Consider the following 22,290-nt stretch of genomic DNA (forward strand, 5'->3'; position numbering starts at 1 on the left):
TTCGTAAAACCGGCTAATCTAGGCGAAGACAATCAAGATTAATACTAGCGTAGTCAGAAGTGGTATATGCCACGCGGATGGTATTTTTCCCGGAATTCAGATTTACTGTAACCGGTACTTCGGCCCAGGAATTCCAGTCCGATGTTTTTGGGAACAGCACAGTACGGTTTGCTCCTCCGTTTACAGAGAAACTTCTTTGTGCGGCTTCGGTTCCTGCTGAATACCTCAGCTTAAGCGTTGCTGTACCTGATTTAGAAGCGTATACAGTAAATTCTACAGAATCTCCATTTTTGTCAAACTGATTTACAAATCCGTCACCATAGTACCCTGTATGATCTGTATTGGTGCTTACATTGTTAAGAGCAGCGTGCTCAGCCTCATATGGAGCTTTTTTGATACCATTCAGAACAATGGTATGTTCTGTAGATGCCGCGGCCGTCTTCACATAAGTTAGTTTTTCAGACATATTATAATAGTAACCGTTGGTAGCCTGAGAAAGCGACGTTAATGAATCATATTTGGTCAACGCAGTTCCATCTAAGGTAACACCGGACGGCTGTGTGCCAAATACTTGCGTTGTAACCGGAATATTGGTTGCGGGCAAAGTGACCTTTACCGTGCCGTTTGCAAAATTTTCAGACGCGCGCACTGTCATTGTGGTTTTGTCATTATTCGTTAGGGTATAGTTGGATTCGCCTGACGGATAAATTCGGAAGGTAAGGTGATCATAAGTGTCAACATTGTTGCCAATATTTCCACCTAACGCATAGCTGCTGTTGAAATTCATTGGAAGAATGCTTCCGTTTTTCACATAAACAGGTATGGTGTCAACACCCGCATAATACGATTTGTGACCGCCGCCGCACGTGAGTGCATTGTGAAAGAAATCGACCCATTCACCCTGGGGAAGATATACATCTTTTGTTGTTTTGCCCTCCTCTAAGACAGGGGCTACCAAGATATTTCTTCCGAACATGTATTGTTCATCAAGGGAATATGTGTTTGCGTCATCAGGATAGTCAAGCATCATGGCCCTCATCATTGGCGTACCATTTACTGCGCTGTTTTGTGCTTCACTATAGATATATGGGAGTAAATTCATGCGCGTGTTTATATACTTTCGAAATGTTGGGATTATAGTAGGATCTCCCGTGCGACTTTGTACGTTCCAAGGTGTTCTTTCTTCACTTGGGGTTGGATTGGACTTTTCAGAATGGAACTGCATGATAGGGCAAAAGGCCGCCATTTCTGTGCTGCGTTTATATAGTTCCGCCGTAGGAAAGTTGCCGGTAAATCCGGCAAGATCCCAACTCCAAAACGGAACCCCTGAGATTCCTGCGCTAAGTCCGGCACGCACAGCGTCCTTGAATGCCGAAAAACTTGACGCCTGGTCCCCTGACCAATAGATGCCTTTAACTTGCGAACCGGCAGTTCCGGAACGGCTAAAGGTAATTCCATTCCCTGTCTTCTGTTTTATAAAATCGTTGTAGCTTTTGATATAATGCAATGGATATTCATTGCGCATTTCCGATTCGGTCTTACCGTTATAGAAAGAAGTGTTTTTGCCCCAAACCATTTCACCCCCGTCTGTTTTGAAACCATCAATTCCAATATCGTCGACAAGGTATGACCGTTTGGACATCCACCAGTTTACTGCTAAAGGATTTGTGAAATCAAGGAGCAGACTGTTTCCGAACCAGCCGGATGAAGGAATGCGATACTGGCCGCCCTTTCCATTGCGAACGGCATACCCCTCTTTGATCATATATTGCTCATCATTATCCTTTTGCTGGTAAGCATAAGAAGTGTATTTTTGAACCGGAACCTGCCAAAGAACCACTTTCAATCCGTTATTATGTAGCGTGTTAACCATTTCTTTTGGGTTAGGCCACTTAGCGCCATAAGTAAAATCCGAATTTAAAAAAACTTTATCGCCGGATTTTGGTGTATAGGTGGAGTCATTCCAAATATAGAAAGTGTTTTCATCACTCCATTGCTCCAAAACCATAACGGTTGCCGGAACATTATTATTATTTGCTTGCGCCATCGCATTCATTACTTCCGACTGTCTGTCCCATTCATTTGCAGACATCCACAACCCGAATGCCCATTTCGGTAATTCTTGAGGAAGCCCTGACAATTTGCTATACTCACTAATTACATCTAAGGGATTGCCAGCTATAAAGTAATAATCAAGAAGGGCGTTCGGTTTCCCATCGGTGTCCACCGCAAATGAATATTGGCTTGTATTGCTTGATGCCATATCGAATTTTGAATAAGCGGTTGAATTGAGGTACAGCCCATAGCCATTATTGGAACAGAAGAAAGGAACCGTATAATATGTTTTGTCGCCTTGGTTTAGGTATTGGTTATAAACATACGTGTCAATCGTTTTCCCTCTCTGCTGATAGGTGCTGTAATGTTCCCCAAAGCCATAGAATTGTTCCGTCGACGGTGAATTATAGCCGTCCTGTACTTTCTCAATGATACTTGAACCATCCGTCAACCAGGACATCTCATTCCCCAAACCACCGCTTGTCGAAAGGACTTTGGCCTTTTTTATATCATAAATTTGCATGGAATACGGCTGCTTTGTAACGGTAACCCTTAACTTTGTGGTGGTAATTATAATGGATGACGAATTTTCGGTTACCTGAAAATCAGGTATTCCGGAATGAAACGTAGCGTTCCCCTTCGGAGAAAGTTGAAACTCGACGGTGGATTCCGTAGGGAAGCTTAAGCACATTTTGGGGGAGAAGGATCCTACATTCGGTGTGGCGTTCAAAATGATTTTGCCATTTGTCTTGGATGCCAAAGAAACAGATTTAACATGTTCCCAATCGGTTACGTGAAATTCAAACGGACCTATGGTTTTTTCGTTTTGTCCGTTTCTATTCGCATGAACAGTATATTCAACTACATCGCCTTTTCGAAAACTTCCCAAATTGGCTTCCCAATAAGAATTGTTTCCGTTGTTGTATTTCCATGCTGCACCAATTGCTTGCTGTTGTACTCCATTTTTTTTGTAGGTAATCCATACTGTTTGTCCAAATTCAATGGGCCATGTCGTACTGCGTACCAAAACATTTTCCCCTGCGACCGGATTTCGTGGCAACCTTTCATCTGGTTGAATATCATAGATGCAGTTTAAACCATAGGGGTCATGCCATACTCCATCCAATGCAAACGCGGGGGTTGATATCGCTGGAGAACATAAAATTAGTGCTATAAAAACGCCTAAAAACCTTTTCATGAATACACCTCCTAATCATAATAAAAATTCGTTCGCTTAACAGTTGGGAAATTATTACACCTCCATTTTTTCCGTGAATTTACTGTATATAAACGAACGATTCCATACAAGTCAGGAGCAATAACCAAACACCGGTTCCTTTGCACGGCCTGTTTCAATTCATTAAAATATTTGAAATTGTTAATTCTGTCTTGCTGACTCATTTCCTATTTCCGGTAATTATATCAATTAATTCGTCAAATTGAATCAGGTGATATTTGGCGAATGGGGATACCCGGGCATCGCCCAGGCCGGCAGCATCAAAACCGCCGCGTACGGCCGCTTCAATTCCTGCCGCTGCGTCTTCCACTACAAGGCAGGAGCTTGAAACAATTCCCAATCGTTGCGCCGCAAGCAGAAAAACTTCCGGATCCGGCTTTGAATGTTGAATTTCATTACCGTCTACAACAGCGTCAAAGTAATGCCCCAGGCCAATTCGTTCTAATATGTACCTGGCATTTTTACTGGACGAGCCGATTGCAAGTTTACAGCCGATTTTCCGTAGAATGTCCAGCGTGTTCTTTACATCGGCAGAAAGATCAGCAGGCGACATTTGCACCAGTAACTGACGGTAATATTCATTTTTTTCCTCTGCGAATTCGTGTTTTTCAGCATCGGTATAAACATTTTTACTGTTTTCCAGTATGATATCCAGACTTTCCATGCGGCTTATTCCACGTAGACGGTTATTGATCTGTTTGTCAAAGTAAACGCCAAGACGATCCGCAAGCTTTTTCCAAGCTAAATAGTGATAAGCGTCCGTATGGCAAATGACACCGTCCAAGTCAAAAATAATACCCTGATAGTGTTTCAAGTTACTCCACCACTTTTGAAAATGTGATTACGGATTTGCACCGTATTCGCGATCTGATTATCTTTCATTCAAATTGGATGCAGTCTGCAATGAATATTCCAAGAACTGTTAATGAATTATCCGAACGGTAAATGGGCAAATGCTGCACCCGGATTTTTTCCAGCCTGTTGTGTCCCATGTAAGCGTAAAATCATTGCCGAGGTTGTCATGAAAATGAAAAGAACCGGTATCGCCCGCAAGGAAAAAAATCAAATGGTGATATGAATCTACTCCATTCCCAACGCTGCTTCCCAACTTTTGTGAATCGTCCAGATTCAATGCGATGCCGTATCCTGCGCGTAAATAGACCGGCAATAAGTGCAGAGTACAGACAGACTCAACGGTTCGCCCTCCTAAAATTTTCTCGCCCGTAAACAAGTTGTACCATATACCGTCCGGCAAATACACAAAGCGGCATTGTGCGTTTTCTTCCAATATGGGGGCTACTAAAAGGCTTTCTCCTAGAAGAAATTCATCCTCAATACCCAACGCTGCCTGTTCATTGGGAAAAGCATAGGCCAACGGACGAATCATGGGGCGGTACTGCTTCACACAGTCAAGTGCCGTGTTATATAGGTATGGCAGCAGATTCATCCGTAAGTTATGCCAAAACCGCATTTCATTGACAAAATCCGGTGCCCCGTACACTTCTGCCAAGTTCCATGGACTGCGCTCGTTATTATTGTCGGATCCCGTTGGCATCAGGTCTCGGAATTGTCCGCCATCTGGTTCGGAATGCCACTGCATCACCGGGCAGAAACAGGCAAGCTGTGTAGCACGGCGGTAAAGGTCAAGTGTGGGTAGGGAGCCTGAAAAGCCCGCAATGTCGAAACCCCAAAATGGGATCCCTGTCATAGCTGCGGACAGCCCCGCGCGCAAAACACTTTTCAGTTCATTGTTTTCGCTTTGCTGGTCGCCCGCCCAAAGTATGGGAGTGGTATGCTGCCCAGCATATCCGGCACGGCTAAACAGCACATGATCCTCCCCGATAAATTCTGTGTATGCGCTTGTATAACTTTGAGAATACCGATTTTTCATTTGTGTGCCGGTGGACCCATCTTTGAAATGGAGATCCGTGCGGTATATGAATTCGCCGCCATCTGTTTTAAATCCATCCACGCCGATATCAAGCAGATACTGGCGCTTTGAAAACCAAATGCGCCTTGTTTCCGAATTTGTAAAGTCGGGGATCATGGAGCCCGAGAACCAGTGGCCTTTGGGAATCTCATAAGGCAGCCCTTTGTCTGTATGCACGCATAACCGATTTTCCACAGCAAAGGCACGGTCGTTCTCGTTTTGCGTATTGACCGGTTCATCCGGGTTCTGCTTTTTATAGACCGGAATTTGCCATAGGATCAGATGGATCCCACTATTATGAAGATTCTCAATCATGCTGCGGGGATCCGGCCATGGGCTGTCAGAAAAATCAAAATCAAAATAATTGAACGCTTCGCTTCCGCTGACAGGAGTATATTTTGCACCATTAAAAATATAAAAAGTGGATTCATCGCTCCAAGCTTCCAATACCAGTACGGTGGTTGGAAAATGATAACGATTTAGTTTTGCGATCTGTTCTTCCACTTTCTCCTGCGTATCCCAGTGATTGGCGGAAATCCAAGGCCCCAAAACCCATTTTGGCGGTAGTTTGGCAGGACCGAAGAGAGACATATACTCTGAAATAATCGTTTCCGGCGTACCAGAGAAAAGTATGACAGCAGCGTCGGTGGGCATGGAAATTACGATTTGCTCACCAAAATCGAATATGGTTTTACAATCTGTTTCGATATATAGCCCAAATCCTGTGTTTGTTAAGAAAAACGGAGCAGAACAGTATGTTTTATCTTCCTGGTGGCAAAACTGCTCTTCAATACAGTTCACCACTTGGTGGCCTTTTTGATTGAGAAAATTGTATTTTTCCCCCATTCCGTAGGCGGCATCATAGGGCAGAGAAATGATGAGAATACCATCTTCGTTTTCTGAACTCCACTGGAGTTGAGCGCTGTGGCCACAGAATGGAAAAGACAGACAGGCCTTCTTTTTAGAAAATGTAATTCTTTCCATCGCTGGTTTTCCTGGTCAGCCTTTTACACCGCCGACCGTCAATCCTTCCTTAAAGTATTTTTGCGCGCAGATATACACGATCAAGATCGGAATGATCGAAATAAGGCTTCCCGCCATCATCAGATTGTACTGGTTGCTGTACTGACCCTGCATGGAATTTAAAATAAGCGGAAGTGTATATTTTGTGCGGTCAGTAAGAAGAACCAGAGGCAGTAAATAATCATTCCATAAATCCATAAATGACAAAATTGTAAGTATGGCCAGGGTACCGGAACACAAGGGAAGAATGATCTGAAAAAATACGCGCCACATACTGGCACCGTCAATCGTTGCCGCTTCAATATAAGCATCGTTGATGGTCAACATCTTTTGTCGTAACATGAAAATCGCAAATGCGTTAAACATCTGTAAAAGCAAAAACGCATTGAGGTTATTCAATAGATTCAGTTTATTCATTATAATAAACAGCGGAATAAACGTGGTTTGCGCGGGAATCATCAAGGCGGTAATATACAGACCAAAAATCACCCCTCTTCCATGAAACTTGATTTTTGTCAGAGCAAAAGCCGCCATGGCTGCGCACAGCAAACGCAACGCAGTACAAACGATCGCGATATAAAAGCTGTTCATGATTGAAGTTCCGAAATTTGGGATAGTAAATAATTTATAGTACGCCTCTAGTGTGGGATTTTGAGGGATCCATTCTACTGGCAAAAGCATCAAAGCCCCTCGGCTTTTTAAAGAAGTCACGATCATCCAGAAGAATGGAGTGCATACCACAACAGCAATCAATAACGCAAATAGATAATACAATATTCTAAAGGCTATCCGTTTTTTCCTTATTGAGTTAGTCATCATAGTTCACCCACTTGTTTTGTAATTTCATTTGTACGAAAGTCAAAACCATAATAATAACAAACAAGATCCAGCTTAAAGCAGATGCGATGCCCATTTCGTAATAGGTAAAACCGTGCTTGTAAATGCGTTCTACCATAACCATCGTAGAACCGCCCGGTCCACCGTCCGGCGTCATAATCATGACCTGGGGGAAAATCTGAAAAGAATTAATTAGGCTGATAATTAGTACGAAGAAAATTGTCGGCGTTAAAAGCGGTAATGTAATTTTAAAAAAACGTACAACATTATTGGCGCCATCAATCGCCGCCGCTTCGTAATATTCGTGATTAATTCCCTGTAGGCCAGATAGCAGCATTAAGCCGAAATAGCCCATATCTTTCCATATGGAAGCCAATACAATTGCCGGCATGGCCCATTGAGGACTTTGTAACCATTGAGGGCCGTGTATACCCAGGGACGACAACATGGAATTTAAAATCCCGTATTGAGGGTTCAGTACCCATTTCCAAATTAAAGAACCCGCCACCCATGAGGTAATTACGGGGATATAATAAACCACACGGAAAAAACCTACCCCATGTGCTTTACTGTTCAAAATACCAGCAACGCAGAGTGATACCAAAAGCATAAGCGGAATATAAAGTACCACAAACTTTAGAGTGTTCGACAACACCTGATAAAGCTCAGCGTTACTGAAAATTTCTTTATAATTTTGCAAACCAACAAAATAATCTTTCATGAAACCCTGAAAATCACTTGCTAATGTCAACTGGCTTAGACCGTCCCAGTTTGTCATGCTGATAAACAAAGTGGCGATTATCGGTAGAACGCTGAAACCCAAAAATCCTACGAGGCTGGGAAGCAGGAACGGTAATGCCACGCGAAATCCGGATGTACGCGAATGCTTCATAACAATTTCTCCTAAGCCTTTTGAATTATGTCGTGCTTTCTTCATTGCACTAAACTTCCCGAAGCGAATTGTGATCCTGCCTAAGATCAGCTTCATACTGCTTACCGCGGTAAAAAAAGCGAAACCGCATGCTTTTCCAGTCCGGCGGTAAGTGAGGCTTTAATTCGGGCACCCCGTTTTGAAAAGTCAAACCGCCAAAACCAATGACCGCCGCTTGCCAAGTTTCCCCAAGGCAGGCAAGATGCAGCCCCTCTGTCCCTGTATTTTCCATTACATCACGAAGATCCAGAAAAGCGGCTTTCTTGAAGTAGTACTGTGCTGCGTCCATAAGGCCGTTCTGCGCCGCAAGCAGCGCGTGCGAGGCAAAGCTCAGCGTTGAATCATGGAGGCACAACGGTTCAAAGTCCTTCCACGCGGCCAGTTTTTCTTCGGATGTAAACATGTTTGGCAGACGGGTCATCAACAGCAACACATCTGCTTGCTTGATGACCCGATATCGTTGAAGGCGATCAAAGCAAACACAGTTGTAACTGGCTGTATCCCCCTGCTTTAAATCGGAAATTCGAATTGGCTCCAGCAGATGGAAGGTGTCGTCCTGCCGCCAATGTCCTGAAACCGGGTCTTTGGGTAACTTGATGGAATGTTCCAGCGTGCTCCAACATTCCACTTCTTCCGCCGTGATTCCAAGGCGAAGATAGGCGGGCCTGTCATATTGGTAAAGATAATCCGCCGCATCCTGGGCAAGTTTCAAATTTTCTTTTACAAGCACGTTGGTATACAGATTGTTGCTGGTGATGCCGCAGTACTCGTCTGGCCCTTTACAGAACAGTAAGTTGACTTTTTCGGTCCCGGGTTCCGGCGTATAACGGCTCTGCCAGAATCGCGCCGCCTCAATATAAACTTTTGCCGCTTCATGTAGGTAAAATTCCTCATCTCCTGTCGTTTGCACATATTGGTTGAGCGCGTGTACGACATCTGCCGTCACATGAAGCTCCGAAGCGCCAATATCCCAACTCTCGCATTGTTCACTTCCATCATAAGAGGCCATCCAAGGGTAACGCGCCCCAAGGCAGTTCATCTCTTGAGCATGCTTTTTCGCCTGTGGCAGCGCATCCGTGCGGTACTGCATTAGATTTCGAGCCGCTTCTGGAGCCGTATAAAGGTAGAACGGCATTATAAATATCTCGGTGTCCCAAAAATAGCATCCCTTGTACCGGGTATGGGTCAGGCCGCGGGCGCCGATACTTACCGAAGAGTCTTTTGCTGAATTGTTGGCAATCAATTCAAAGACTACATAACGCAAAGCGGCGTCTGCTTGCCTGTCACCCTCGATTTGAATATTTGCTGATTGCCAGCGCTGCGACCATGCCGATTCACTCTCCCGTAAAAGCGTATCAAAATTCCAATTTGAGCCTACTTCATGTATACGAGGGTCTTTGTCACGACTGGTCGGCAAAAATACGCATTGCTCTATCACAAAAGGTGCGGATCCCGATCCGGCAAAAACGAACCCTGTACCTATATCATTTTCAAAAGTACCGCGGCACCGTAGATTCTCCATATGATATGTAATGTTTTCGCTGATTTTAATTTCAGTACCATTGGTAACCAAATGTACCGTAAAGCCATTATCAGAAAAACTCTTTTGCCTTACTTCCGTTAGCTGTACGGTTTGCGTGTTTTTTTGTGTCTGGTCATCTGGAACTGGAAGGTTGCAGCAATCCGTATGGACTCCGCAGAAAAGTTCCAAATCCATTTCTTCACATGGCGTCAATGTGACCCTCTGTACCAGTAATCCTGTATTGGATAGCGAAAAAAAACGTTCTTCGCGTATTTGAAGAGATTTCCCGGCACAATGGAGTATGTATTCCCCCGTAAACAGTCCATTGTGTAAATTAAGCGTGCGATAGACATACACATCATCCTCGCCTGCTCTGTGTCCGTCTATGTTTACCCATGCGTAAAGCGGAGTGGGCAAATTCACAAAATCCGTAATCCCTAATTTCAATTCACCAAATATTCCGGCAATAAACAGCCCGTTTTTTTCCGGCCGCGGATAAGGCTCAAAGGTAAGATAGCCGCGTGCACCCATTCGGCCATTTCCAGTAAAAAAAACGCTTTCCAGAAAATCATCCGCCCAGCCTTTGCTTTCCGCTGATATGCTCCATTTGTCAAGCTTCACATCATTCCTCATAGACCTGATCCAATCCTTCCTTACTTTCCTTCATGGCATGACATAAAAATCCCGCGCATGTTGCAAAGGCTGCGCCAGTTGTGCATTTACCGGTATTTTCATCCACACTTTCACAAGCGATCAAATCGTCCATTTGGGCATCATGCAGAAATTTCGCGCAGTGTTCTACACGTCCACATAGAAGACTGTTCGCGACGCTGAGAATCCACGGGTGCGGCGCATGAGGGCATCCTATTTCCGCAAACCGGCTTTCAGAAAAGCTGTACGGATATTGAGGAGAGCGTATCATGCGGATGGTATTCCGATAAACTTCATCGTTTACCGCACAGAATCCGATATACGGAAGGAGCTGCAAACTGCCCGGCGGTTCATCATAGATGTCATAATTGCCGTTTAGATCTACCGACCACGCATAAAAACGTTTTCCGTTTTCCTCTTTGACACAATGCGTCTCAATTGCCGATTTGATTTTCTGGGCAGTTTGTTCCAACTCGCTATATTCGGGATACAAGTGTGCTAACGCGCGTAATCCTTTCCAAACCAAAACATTGTCATATGTGAGATATGGATAGACATGTTCGTCATCCGTAGGTTGCAGAAACGTATTGTACAAAGCCACGGCTGTATGCCGGTGCTTTTTCAGACAATTTAGAATTCTGCTGACTCCATCTCTTACATCGTGTTCGTTTAATAAGCTCTGGTCACCTGTCGAATCCACATACCGTTCGAGCGCAAGTACCGGTGCCATCAGCTCATCGAGTTCAAAGCCGGGTTCCAGCATAGTGCCGTCTATGTATCGTGAATGGATCCCAAAATTTTTTCGCTGGCGGCCAAAAACATATAATAGCATGTCGTGTGCCAGGTTGTGGTCGGCGTCCAAAATTGCGGGAAAACTCCACAATAGGCTGTCGCGATCCCAATAGGCCGCACTTACGTAATAGCGTGGGCTACGGCTAGTGACAAGCACCAATTCTTCTGTATCTAACGTAATGCCTGTAGAAAAGAAAATACAAAAAAACAAGTTTATGTTGTATAGTCTGGTAAGTTTTTCGTCTTTAAACTTCAATGCGCGTTCATCAAGCCAGTTTAGAGTCCGGCTTAATTCGTAATCATAGCCCTGACGCAACATTTCTTTCGCGCTGGTTACAGCGGCCACTTCCTCAAAGCCGAGTCCCCAATATACTGTCAATGAACAATTTTGCCCTGGCGCTAGTGATTCCGATCGAGCCAAACGGTAATCGACGATGTCTTTCGTTGTTTCAAAGGTTAATCTGCACTTTTTATCCGCCATAGGCGCAAAAGCAAACATTGGCGTTCCACAACGCATATCAAATACAATGCCATTATTCCACTTGCTTTGATAACAATGTTTTTCTCCGCTAAGCATTTTGTCCTCATTAACGCAGTGCCAGCTTGACGCCCATCGCCCGCATAAACCATATGTAAAATTTACTGCTTCTGAAGAACAATTGGTAATTTCAAGCCTTACTAAAAAGCCGCGCTCTTCCACGGGCGTGAGAATAATTCCGCGTAAAGTCAACCCCTTTGTCTGGAAAGTAAAACATGGAATCCAATTTCCCAACCGGTTCCACACAAGGGACGTAAATGGAATTTGCGTATTGCCTATCTGTAAAAAAGGATGGGTAAGTGGCTCGTTTTCATCCCCTCGAATATCAATCAAGCCCTTGTATCCCATGTGTAAAAAGGTCAAATCCTGTATTCCGGCTGTTGTTCCCTGAATCTGTGGTAGAGAAACCATTTGATTCCCGACGGTCATATTCCTTTCATGCATCAGATCGAATCCTTTCTTATTTGTTTAATCGTTTCAAATGGATTGCACATAAAATATATCTCTAAAATAATAATATGTCAATAGTTTTTACGTGTGTTGAATTTTTTTATAATAAATTACTTGACTTTGCCTGTTTTAGCGACTATTATAGAATTATTAAATGTTTAATCGATTAAACGGAGCGAATGAATTTATGAAAAAAAAAGTAACAATTAAAGAAGTGGCCCGAAAAGCGGGGGTCTCTCCCGCTACAGTATCCTATGTACTTAACAATAAAAAATCCATTTCCGAGGACACAAAACAACGTGTTTGGAGTGTAATCTCCGAACTTGACTATGTGCCTGATTTATCCGCTCGCAGCCTGATTGCCGGTGATTCGAAACTGATTGGTGTGGTAGTACCACAGACGGAAAAAGGCGACCGTCTGATGTTTGAGAATAATTTTTATAGTGAAATTTTAGGCAGTATCGAGTACCGTGCGCGATTGCAGGGCTATCATGTCTTGATTTCAGCGTCAGATACCAACGAAAACTATTTGACGCTTGCCAAAGAACGCAATCTTGATGGTATCATCGTAATTGGGATATATCCTAACAGTTTTTATCAGGAAATGAAGAAGTCCCAAATTCCAATTGTGTTGGTCGATAGTTACTGCAATGACCATTATTACCACAGTATTCGTATTGACGATGCCTATGGCAGTTATCTCGCTACAAAATATATGATTGACCATGGTCACCGCAATATTGCATTTTTTTGCGGTGAGATAAAAGAAAACGGTGTTATGAAGCAGCGCTTGCAAGGTTATCGTGAGGCGTTAGAGGAGTATGGGCTTACCTTTAGCGACCGAAATGTATTTGAAGGAAAAATCGACTATGAAGATGGTGTGAAACTTGCGGAAGCATTATGTAAGTCGAATATAAAAGCTACGGCTGTGGTAGCAACAGCTGATATTCTCGCAATTAGTGCAATGAAAGCCTTTTATGAACATGGGATTCATGTACCGGACGATATTTCTATCATCGGATTCGATGATCTGCAAATTACAAAGTATTTGACGCCTGGGTTAACCACCGTACATCAAGATATATCCCGTAAGGGTGAGCGGGCTATGGAGTTACTGTTTAACAGTATTCAAAATCCAAAACTTACAAAGCAAGAGGAAATCATGCCGGTGAACATCGTAGAACGTGGTTCCGTAAAGTTTTTGAACAGCCCTGCGGAGAAGGAGGCAATATAAAAAGGTTACAGCGCCGGCAAAGCATGTGTAACCTTTTTGAAAGCGCAAACAGCGATTGCCACCCCTTTCAATTATTATATATTGCAAATTAAGGCACCTAAAAATTAACATAAATAAGATTGGGAGGAATTACCATGAAAAAACGATTATCCATTGTGAGCCTTATTTTGATCATGATGCTTACTGTCAGTGCTTGCTCTACCACGCCCGCTTCCAATACGACGGCGCAGTCAGGTACCGCACCGAACAGCGCAGATTCCGCATCCACCAAACCGGTTCTCATTACATTTGACCAATTTTCCGGATCTGGTGACAATGAAAAGTATCTGCAAAAAATGATTGACGCCTACAAAAAGATACATCCGAATGTCACCATCAAAATGCAGTCCTATGGCTATAATGACTATTTCACCCAACTGACAACCAAGGTGGCAGGCGGAAAGGCTGCGGATGTGTTTGAACTGAATTATGAAAATTTTGTTCCTTATGCGAAAAAAGGCGCTTTGATGCCGCTTGACGACATCATTAAGTCACAGGGCATTGATACTTCCGCATATAACCAGACAGCCCTGAAAGCATTCAACGCTGACGGTAAACAATACGGCGTTCCGGACAGCTTTTCCACCGTGTTGCTGATCTATAATAAGGATTTGTTTGACAAAGCGAAAGTAGCCTATCCAACCGATGATTGGACATGGGAAGATGCCATGAATGCCGCAAAAAAAATACGCGCGCTTGGGAAAGATATTTATGGCTATTATCATCCGCTTTCCTACAACGAATTTTACAAAGTTTCCAAACAAAACGGCGGGAGCTTGATCAGCGCTGACGGAAAATCGTTCACAATGGATACTCCGGCTAATGTGGAAGCTTTGCAGTATATGGTAGACATGCAGAACAAAAGTAACGTAATGCCTACTCCTACACAACTTGAGCGCGTGCCTAACGCTGATTGGGATCTTTTTAAATCCGGACGTCTGGGCATGATTGTTACCGGCTGTTGGGTTTTCCCGGATTTCGTACGCGATTGTAATTTTAATTGGGATGTTGCCGTAGAACCGGGCCATAAACAAAAAGCCACGCACTTTTTTTCGAACGGTTATGTTATAAAAAAAGATAGTAAGGTAGCTGATGAGGCTGCAAAATTTATTGCCTTTATTTCATCAAGCAAAGAGGCTACTCAGATACGTTTAGATGCAGGGTGGGAATTGCCGCCCATCAATGACAAATCCATCATTGCACAATATACATCCAAAACACCTCCGGCAAATCGTCAAGCTGTTTTTAAAAGCCTGGATTATCTTGTAACGCCTCCAGTTATTTCGCAATATGCGGAACTTCAGGATATTGTCGGAAAACATTTAAATGCTGCTGCAGCGGGTACTGTAACGCCAGCACAGGCACTAAAAGATATGCAGGCCGAGTGTCAAAATACGATTAATTTATCGAAATAAGTTTCTATCGAATTTTCAGAATATTTCTTCAATCAGGAACAATTGAAGCGGTTCTTGAGCACATTCTCAAAAATTCTCATTACATATGGGAGTCACTTCCAAGTGTGGTAACTCGTTTACATAACCTTGGTAATCAGTTGCTTTTTGACAGTTTTTTAAAAAAGCATAAGTACCCCTTGCTTTCTTTTTTGCAAAAAATCACTACATAGGGGTTCAAGTCCAGTTACCCGCATTCCTTAACAAAGCCGCCCGGATCGAACATCCGGGCGGCTTGCTTTTTTATGCTTCTTTTCGGTTTTTCGCGCACAGTTCGTTTATCAGCGAGAAAATGTTTTTCCCTGATTCGGATTTGTCGAAGCTTTCGCAAGAAGAACGCATTTCTTCCAAACGCTTGTTGTCTTCCAGAAGCGAAAGGATGGTTTTGCCCGGGTCGACACCCTTTTCCAGTTTGACCGCCATACCGTGGGAAAGCAAGAAATTCGCGTTGTCCTCCTCCTGCCCCGGGATCGCGTCGAACACCGCGAGCGGAATGTTGCACGCGAGCGCCTCCGATACGGTCAGGCCGCCCGGCTTTGTAATAATCAAATCTGACGCGTGCATATAATTTTCTACCTCATCGGTAAAATAGACCAGCTTGGTTTTCTTGGGACTTTGGCCTACAACCGGGGTAAACGCTTCAAACAGCTTCTGGTTTTTCCCGGTAATTACGATGACCTGAAAATCGATTGGAAGCTCAATCAAGGTTTTATATATTTTCATTATATTGGTAACGCCGAAGCTTCCCGCCATAATCAGGATGGTCGGAACGCCCACGTCCATGCCGAATTTTTTCAGGAGCGCGGGTTTGTCCCCTTTGCTGTAAAACACATCGCCCACCGGGATGCCAAAAGGATAAATTTTTTCCGTCGGAACGCCCATCGCGTTCATTTCGGGGATCATATCCTTTGTTGAAACAATATATGCGTCGACATGGTCGGCAATCCATGCGCGGTGCGGGCCGTAGTCCGTCATAAGACAGATCAGCGGGACAGTTACGATTCCCTTTTTCTTTAAATGGGAGATCATCTCTGTTGCGAACGGGTGGGTGGAAAGAACGATATCTGGATTCTGCTCCTCCATAAGGGGAACCAGTTTTTGGCTGAATACACTAGTAAACCTTGTAACCAGATTGGAAAGCAGGCTTTCCTCGTTGGATTTCCGGTATAGCTGCCCGAAAACCTTCGGCGTTTTGGTGGCAAGGAAATGGTAGCCCTCGCAAACGGTTTTGTCCAATACGGCGTTGATGCTTTTCAAGGCATCCACCACAACAACCTCGTTGCCGGTTGAATTTTCGGTAATGTATTTTTCAATGGCGTGGGAAGCCCGAAGGTGCCCGCCGCCCGTCGCGGCCGAAAGAATTAATATCTTCACGCCCATCCTCCTTAAATCAGAGTTTTTTTGGCAATTATAATACTTAATATTGTGTATTATAACATATAATTAAAAAAGATACTATAGAAAATTCCAAAGGGGAAAGCGTGAGGTTCCGCGCGGCCGCGCATTCCTTTTCAAAGCTGTAACTTTACTTTTCCCTTATTGAGATATATAATATACCAGAATCTCATACCAATTATTATACGAATACACTATTATTTGGGAGGCTCCTGTATGACCGAAGCAAAAATGAGCGAGATCTCCTCCAGAGCGCCGAAACGGAAGAAACATATTGCCGCTATGGCGATCACCGCCGTAATCCTGTTGGGCGCGGGAGGAGCTTTGTTCGGCAAACAGCTATATAATGAGTATCAGCATCAAAAGCAAATCGCTTCGGTAATTGACATTGACACTTTTTACCATGGAATCCGCGTTGCCGGAGTTGCTTTAGGCGGAAAAACCATGGAGCAGGCAAAAGCAGCCGTGCAGGCGGCGGAGCCGAATCTGCGCCCAAAATATAATATTGAACTAACTTACGGTGGGAAATCTTGGAATCTGACGGAAAAAGACCTGAAATTCCAATTTAATGCGGATTCCGTGCTGAAAGAGGCCTATTCCTACGCCCGTTCCGGAGATCGGGAGGAACGCTATCAGCAGGTTCTTGCGCTGCAAAAAAAAACGAAGGATTTTCAATTGGACAGCATGCTGGATAGCAGCAGCCTGAAAACAAAGCTGCAGGAAATAGCGGGTAAGATAAACCGCGATCCGGCCGACCCAACGATTGTTTCCTTTAATGCGGTCACAGAGCAGTTCCGTTTCGCCGATGGAAATGAAGGAATTTCCGTGGATATGGATCAACTGTATTCCGATGTGCTGAAAATTGCGGAAAGCTCCGGATCGGGAACAGTTCAGGTGCCGGTAAAAAAGATTCCGTTTAAGAAATCGATTGAGGATATAAAAAGCCATCTGCAGAAACTGGGTACATACAGCACCGTTTCCACTAATAACGCAGCGGGAACGCATAATATGAAGCTTGCGCTTTCCAAAATAAACGGGACCTGTATTCCGGCGCACGGCACATTTTCATTCCATCGCGTTGTGGGAAATTCCAATAAAGCCAACGGCTTTCTGGAAGCCGGCGCGATTTTAAACGGCCGCTTTGTAAAAGCCTACGGCGGCGGAATCTGCCAGGCGTCCACAACCGTTTATGGTGCCGCGATCCGCTCCAACATGAAGATTACCCAGCGTTCGAACCATACAATTCAGTCAACGTACTGCCCTATTGGGCAAGACGCCGCGGTAAGCTACCCCGATCTGGATTTTAAATTTCAGAACCCGACGGATTATCCGGTTTATATCGTTACCAGCAGCAAGGGCAAAGTGCTGACCGTAACTTTTTACGGGTACCAGTCCCCGGACTACGACCGGATTGAGGTTGTTTCGCAAAAGACAGAAACGATTCCCGCCCCCGCTGCGCCGAAATATACGGTTGACAAAACACTAGCGAAAGGCCAGATTCGGCTGGATTCCAAAGCCCGCGATGGCGCGCGCGCGATAGCAAAGAGGGTTTTCTATAAAAACGGCGTTGTTGTGAAAACAGAAAACCTGCCGTCTTCTTATTATAAGGCGCTGCCCGCATTCTATTCCATCGGGCCGGGAACGTCCGTCAACGGAATCGTGTCGTCGGCCGGAAACTCCAGTTCGTCCGCAAAGCCGTCCTCTAAACCGCAGGAAAATAGCTCCAAGCCTTCTTCGTCCAGTCCGGACGGTTCGTCTTCCAAGCCCGGAAGCCAGACGTCGGCCGGAGACTCGAGTTCTCAGCAGAGTGACACAGCCGGTCAGCCCGATCCCGGAAATTCCAATTCCGATGAAAACAATGTGGTTATTCCCGATTAAATAATACGAGGGTGCGGCTAAAGCTGCACCCTGTTTTAAATTGGACTTGACTTTTTGTCTTATATCTGCAAAAATGAAATAAATGCGGCGGGGCATCTTTAGGACCCGGTATTTTTAAACTTCGCCGCTTTCTTTTTTTAGAAACGATGCAATAAAACATGGCGGCTCTTTCATTTGGCCGCTGACCAGGAAAGGATGAGCTATTTGGCTGCAAATGAAAATGCCCCAAAGATCAGCATAATCATACCGGTCTATAATGTGGAAAAATACATCGGAAAGTGTCTTGCCTCTTTGATTAGCCAAACATTTACGGATTTTGAAATTATTGCTGTGAACGATGGTTCCAAGGACGATTCCCTTTCCATTCTTCTTCATTTTCAGGAAAGATATAGTAATATAACGGTGATTAACCAGAAAAACTGCGGCATGTCCCAGGCGCGCAACGCGGGCTTGGCGGTTGCGCGCGGGGAATATATTTGTTTTGTTGACAGCGACGATTATGTGGCGCCCACCTATTTGGAGGAGCTTTACAATGCCTGTGTGGAAACGGGCAGCGACATCGCCTGCTGCTATTATTATTTCCATTTCGTGGAAAATGATTTCCTATTTGAATATCCGTTCCGCTGCCACGGCGTTTTCGACCGCACGAAGGCGATGAACAAGTTGCTGCGCGATGTTCAGATTCAAAGCCTGATGTGGAACAAAATTTACAAGCGCAGGCTGTTTACGGATTACGATATTAAATTTCCGACCATGTGCTTTGAGGATATGGCGATTGCGCATAAGATCTTTGCCCACGCCGACCGCGTGGCGGTAATCGACCGCCCTCTTTATTATTATAACCAACATCCCGCAAGTACGCTTGCAACCATGAATGCGGACAAAATCAACGACTTTATCCGGGCGGTTGCCATGGTCCGCATTTCGCTTGAGCGAAACGGTCTGTACGAAAAATATAAGAAGAGTTACCTTGCCCTTACAAGAAAAACATGCGCCTGCTGCTATTTGTATGTATTAAAGCTGCATAATGAGAAAAAATGTATGCGAGGGTGCATGACAAATATGAAGCGCGTGTCGCGCGCGATTAAACACTATTCTGCGGATGAGTTCAGCCCGACGACCATGTTCAGCGAGCTGCCCGACGTAGTGAATGCGCCTGAAAAGCTTGAAAAGGATTACTCAACCCGTTAGGCGCATAGGAGATAGGGCTTATGAACGAACAGAAAAGCAGGAAATCAAAGATGATTCATATTGTGCTGTTTGCACTTACCCTTGGATTGCTTGTTTATTTTTGTATTTCGGATCATAACCTAATGATTCTCCTCAACAGCCTTCATGGCCTGAATTTTTTCTGGCTGTCCATGGGTGCGGGATGCGTTGTACTTTCCTGGCTGATGGACAGTCTTGTTACAAGATGCCTGATTTGCGCGGCATATGAAGCGGATTATGAATTCCGCCATGCTTTCAAGGTTACCATGGTGGGACAGTACTTCAATTCGATTACGCCCTTTGCGGTTGCGGGCCAGCCGATGCAGTTTTTAACCCTGACTAGGCAGGGGGTGTCCACCGGGATCGCTCTTTCCGCCCTTGTCCGGAAATATCTGGTTTACCAAACCGCGATTGCAGGCTATTCCCTGTTTGTTATTCTTATAAAATATTCCTTTTTCCGTAGCCGGATGAAGGGCTTTATGGCGCTGGCTGTTGTCGGGTTTCTTTATCAGTCGGCTGTGGTTGTGTTGCTGTTTTTATTTGCGCACAGCCCCCGTTTTACGACGAAATTGATCGAAGGCTGCGTAAAGCTGCTGACGAAGCTCCGTATCGTAAAAAAGCCGGAAGAAACCGGTGAAAAGGTAAAGGATCAACTAGCGTTCTATTTGAAAAATAATAAGCTTATGCAGGGAGACCGGCTGATGAAAGCCCGGATTTACGGTTACACCGTAACGGAGCTCACTGCCGTCTTTGCCGTGCCTTTTTTTATTTACAAGGCGTTTCATAATCCGGGAGCTCCGTTTGTGGATATGGTCGCGGCGCAGAGCTTCGTCACCATGATTTCCGCGTATACGCCGCTTCCCGGCGCGGCCGGCGCGGCGGAAGGCAGTTTCCTTATGCTGTTCCAGATCTTTTTCCAGCCGAATGTGATTCGCCAGGCCATGCTGCTTTGGCGCTTCATCACGTATTATTCGTGTATTATCGTCGGTTCGTATTTCGCCCTTCTGGAACACAAGGCGCAGAAACGGCATCCGGGCTTCCGGCTAAGCGCCATGAAGCCGTGGGGCTGAAAACGCCGGTATGGGCTATGCAGCCGGATTGAAACCAAATGAACGGGAGGGGGAAGGCATCCTTTATAAGATGCCGCCAAAAATGAACGACGGATTTTTCCGGGTGGCCGCGGCGACGCCGGCCATTCGGGTTGCCGATTGTCAAAGTAATAAATACGCAATTCTTGACCTGATGCGCCAGTGCGTCAAAAGGGGCGTTGGCGCGGTGGCTTTTCCGGAGCTTTGCCTGACGGGTTATACCTGCGGCGATTTGTTCCGCGACCGCACGCTGATTTCAGCGGCGGAAACGGCGCTTTCGGAAATTCTGGAACAGAGCCGGGATATGGATCTGCTCGCCGTTATCGGCCTTCCGGTCCCGTACGGCGCGGATCTATACAATGCCGCCGCGGTGATCTGCCGCGGGAAACTTCTGGGGCTTGCGGCGAAATCCAGCATTCCCAATTACAGCGAATTTTACGAAGCGCGGCATTTTACGCCCGCTCCCGAATATCAGGAAATCCGTTTCTGCGGGGAAACCGTCCCGCTTGGAAACAGCCTGATTTTTCGCTGCAACAATATGCCGGAATTGGTTGCCGGGGTGGAAATCTGCGAGGATTTGTGGATTCCCGACCCGCCGTCCTCGCGGCTGGCGCAGTACGGCGCGACCCTTTTGCTGAACCCGTCGGCAAGCGACGAGGTGATCGGCAAGGCGCAGTACCGCCGGAGCCTTGTCATGGGGCAGTCCGCACGGCTTTTGGCGGCTTACGTGTATGCCGACGCAGGCGAGGGCGAATCCTCCACCGATTTTGTGTTTGCCGGGCATGATATCATTTCTGAAAACGGGACTCTTCTGGCGGAAGCAGCGCCTTTTACAACGGGTTTGACCGTTGCCGACGTGGATTTACAGCGCATGGTGCAGGAACGCCTGCGCACAACCTCCTGGAAAAATGCCGGACAGGCTCATGAAATCCGGTTCACGATGGAGATCCCTTCTATCCGGATTGAGCGCAAATTCCCGCCGCTGCCCTTCGTACCCGCCGATGCGAAGGATTTGAGCGAGCGCTGCGAAATGATTTTGAATATGCAGGCGAACGGCTTAAAAACAAGGCTGAAGCACACAGGCTTAAAGTACGCGGTCATCGGCGTTTCCGGCGGGTTGGATTCCACGCTTGCGCTGATTGTCACGGTGCGTGCGTTCGATCTTCTGCACCTTGACCGCAAAGGCATCGTGGCGGTTACCATGCCGGGCTTCGGCACAACCGGCCGCACAAAGAGCAACGCCCAGCGCCTTTCCGAGCTTTTTGGCGTGACCTTGAAGGAAATCCCCATCGGGGCTTCCGTTACCCAGCACTTTAAGGATATCGGGCATGACCCCGAAATCCACGATGTAACATACGAAAATTCCCAGGCGCGCGAACGCACGCAGATTTTAATGGATCTTTCCAACCAGTACGGCGGGCTTGTAATTGGCACCGGCGACCTTTCCGAGCTTGCGCTCGGCTGGGCAACCTTTAACGGCGACCATATGTCCATGTATGGCGTAAACGGTTCGATTCCGAAAACGCTGGTTCGCCATCTGGTGCACCATGCCGCCGTAAAAACCGGCGGGGAGCTTTGTGATTTGCTCAAGGATGTCCTTGACACGCCGGTCAGCCCCGAGCTTCTGCCCCCGGTGGACGGAATGATTGCGCAGAAAACGGAAAATATTGTAGGCCCGTATGAACTGCACGACTTTTTCCTGTATTACATGCTTCGTTTCGGCTTTACGCCGACAAAGATTTTCCATATGGCACAGAGCGCTTTTGCGGGAACATACGACGACGCGACTATCAAAAAATGGATGACAATTTTTTACCGCCGCTTTTTCGCGCAGCAGTTTAAGCGTTCCTGCCTGCCGGACGGCCCGAAGGTCGGTAGCGTTACGCTTTCCCCGCGCGGGGACTGGCGTATGCCGAGCGACGCTTCCGCAAGGCTCTGGCTGAGCGAGATTGAAGCGCTATAATTTTGTAAAAATGAAATCCCCTTTTCGGACGGTTTTGCCATCCGGAAAGGGGATTTAAAGGACAAAT

14 protein-coding genes are annotated in these 22,290 nt (G+C 45.7%); 6 read left to right on the top strand and 8 right to left on the bottom strand.

Annotated elements, in window-relative coordinates:
- Window positions 1–13: 13 nt before the first annotated feature.
- The 7 genes from CAGA_RS07725 to CAGA_RS07755 all read right to left on the bottom strand — a co-directional run bounded on the left by CAGA_RS07725 (window position 14) and on the right by CAGA_RS07755 (window position 11,960).
- Window positions 14–3,253: a TIM-barrel domain-containing protein gene (locus tag CAGA_RS07725; RefSeq protein WP_135659520.1), complete on the bottom strand. Its 3,240-nt coding sequence runs from the start codon at window positions 3,251–3,253 to the stop codon at window positions 14–16.
- Window positions 3,254–3,452: 199 nt separating this feature from the next.
- Complete coding sequence (gene pgmB / locus CAGA_RS07730) at window positions 3,453–4,106, bottom strand: beta-phosphoglucomutase (RefSeq protein WP_135659522.1); 654 nt, start codon at window positions 4,104–4,106, stop codon at window positions 3,453–3,455.
- Window positions 4,107–4,214: 108 nt separating this feature from the next.
- Window positions 4,215–6,206, bottom strand: a complete 1,992-nt coding sequence (locus CAGA_RS07735) for a glycoside hydrolase family 31 protein (RefSeq protein WP_135659524.1) — start codon at window positions 6,204–6,206, stop codon at window positions 4,215–4,217.
- A 15-nt stretch (window positions 6,207–6,221) separates the two neighbouring features.
- Window positions 6,222–7,064 (bottom strand): carbohydrate ABC transporter permease, encoded by an 843-nt coding sequence (locus CAGA_RS07740; RefSeq protein ID WP_243112983.1) that lies wholly within the window; start codon window positions 7,062–7,064, stop codon window positions 6,222–6,224.
- Window positions 7,054–8,019, bottom strand: a complete 966-nt coding sequence (locus CAGA_RS07745) for a carbohydrate ABC transporter permease (protein WP_243112984.1) — start codon at window positions 8,017–8,019, stop codon at window positions 7,054–7,056. Before CAGA_RS07745 ends, CAGA_RS07740 begins: the two co-directional genes overlap by 11 nt.
- Window positions 8,020–8,023: 4 nt before the next feature.
- Window positions 8,024–10,156 (bottom strand): glycosyl hydrolase family 65 protein, encoded by a 2,133-nt coding sequence (locus tag CAGA_RS07750; protein ID WP_243112985.1) that lies wholly within the window; start codon window positions 10,154–10,156, stop codon window positions 8,024–8,026.
- A gap of 1 nt (window position 10,157) precedes the next feature.
- Window positions 10,158–11,960 (bottom strand): glycoside hydrolase family 125 protein, encoded by a 1,803-nt coding sequence (locus CAGA_RS07755; protein WP_135659528.1) that lies wholly within the window; start codon window positions 11,958–11,960, stop codon window positions 10,158–10,160.
- A gap of 193 nt (window positions 11,961–12,153) precedes the next feature.
- On the opposite strand from CAGA_RS07755, the gene CAGA_RS07760 reads away from it, so the two are divergent.
- Window positions 12,154–13,200, top strand: coding sequence for a LacI family DNA-binding transcriptional regulator (locus tag CAGA_RS07760; RefSeq protein ID WP_135659530.1), 1,047 nt, complete (start codon window positions 12,154–12,156; stop codon window positions 13,198–13,200).
- A gap of 134 nt (window positions 13,201–13,334) precedes the next feature.
- Complete coding sequence (locus CAGA_RS07765; protein WP_135659532.1) at window positions 13,335–14,654, top strand: ABC transporter substrate-binding protein; 1,320 nt, start codon at window positions 13,335–13,337, stop codon at window positions 14,652–14,654.
- Between the two features lie 279 nt (window positions 14,655–14,933).
- Here the strand turns inward: CAGA_RS07765 and CAGA_RS07770 are convergent, their stop codons facing one another.
- A complete protein-coding gene (locus CAGA_RS07770; protein WP_135659534.1) occupies window positions 14,934–16,064 on the bottom strand; it encodes an MGDG synthase family glycosyltransferase in 1,131 nt (376 codons plus the stop codon).
- A 237-nt stretch (window positions 16,065–16,301) separates the two neighbouring features.
- Here CAGA_RS07770 and CAGA_RS07775 point away from each other — a divergent pair, with 237 nt between their 5' ends.
- From CAGA_RS07775 to CAGA_RS07790, 4 genes are all read left to right on the top strand, one after another.
- The gene (locus tag CAGA_RS07775; protein WP_135659536.1) at window positions 16,302–17,963 is read left to right on the top strand and encodes a VanW family protein; all 1,662 of its coding nucleotides are present in this window, start codon (window positions 16,302–16,304) and stop codon (window positions 17,961–17,963) included.
- A gap of 204 nt (window positions 17,964–18,167) precedes the next feature.
- Complete coding sequence (locus CAGA_RS07780; protein ID WP_243112986.1) at window positions 18,168–19,154, top strand: glycosyltransferase family 2 protein; 987 nt, start codon at window positions 18,168–18,170, stop codon at window positions 19,152–19,154.
- A 20-nt stretch (window positions 19,155–19,174) separates the two neighbouring features.
- Window positions 19,175–20,242 (top strand): lysylphosphatidylglycerol synthase transmembrane domain-containing protein, encoded by a 1,068-nt coding sequence (locus CAGA_RS07785; RefSeq protein WP_135659538.1) that lies wholly within the window; start codon window positions 19,175–19,177, stop codon window positions 20,240–20,242.
- 82 nt (window positions 20,243–20,324) lie between these two features.
- Window positions 20,325–22,223 (top strand): NAD(+) synthase, encoded by a 1,899-nt coding sequence (locus tag CAGA_RS07790; protein WP_135659540.1) that lies wholly within the window; start codon window positions 20,325–20,327, stop codon window positions 22,221–22,223.
- The last annotated feature ends 67 nt before the right edge of the window (window positions 22,224–22,290 follow it).

Source organism: Caproiciproducens galactitolivorans (genome assembly GCF_004768785.1).
In the GTDB taxonomy this organism is placed as follows: Bacteria; Bacillota; Clostridia; order Oscillospirales; family Acutalibacteraceae; genus Caproiciproducens; species Caproiciproducens galactitolivorans.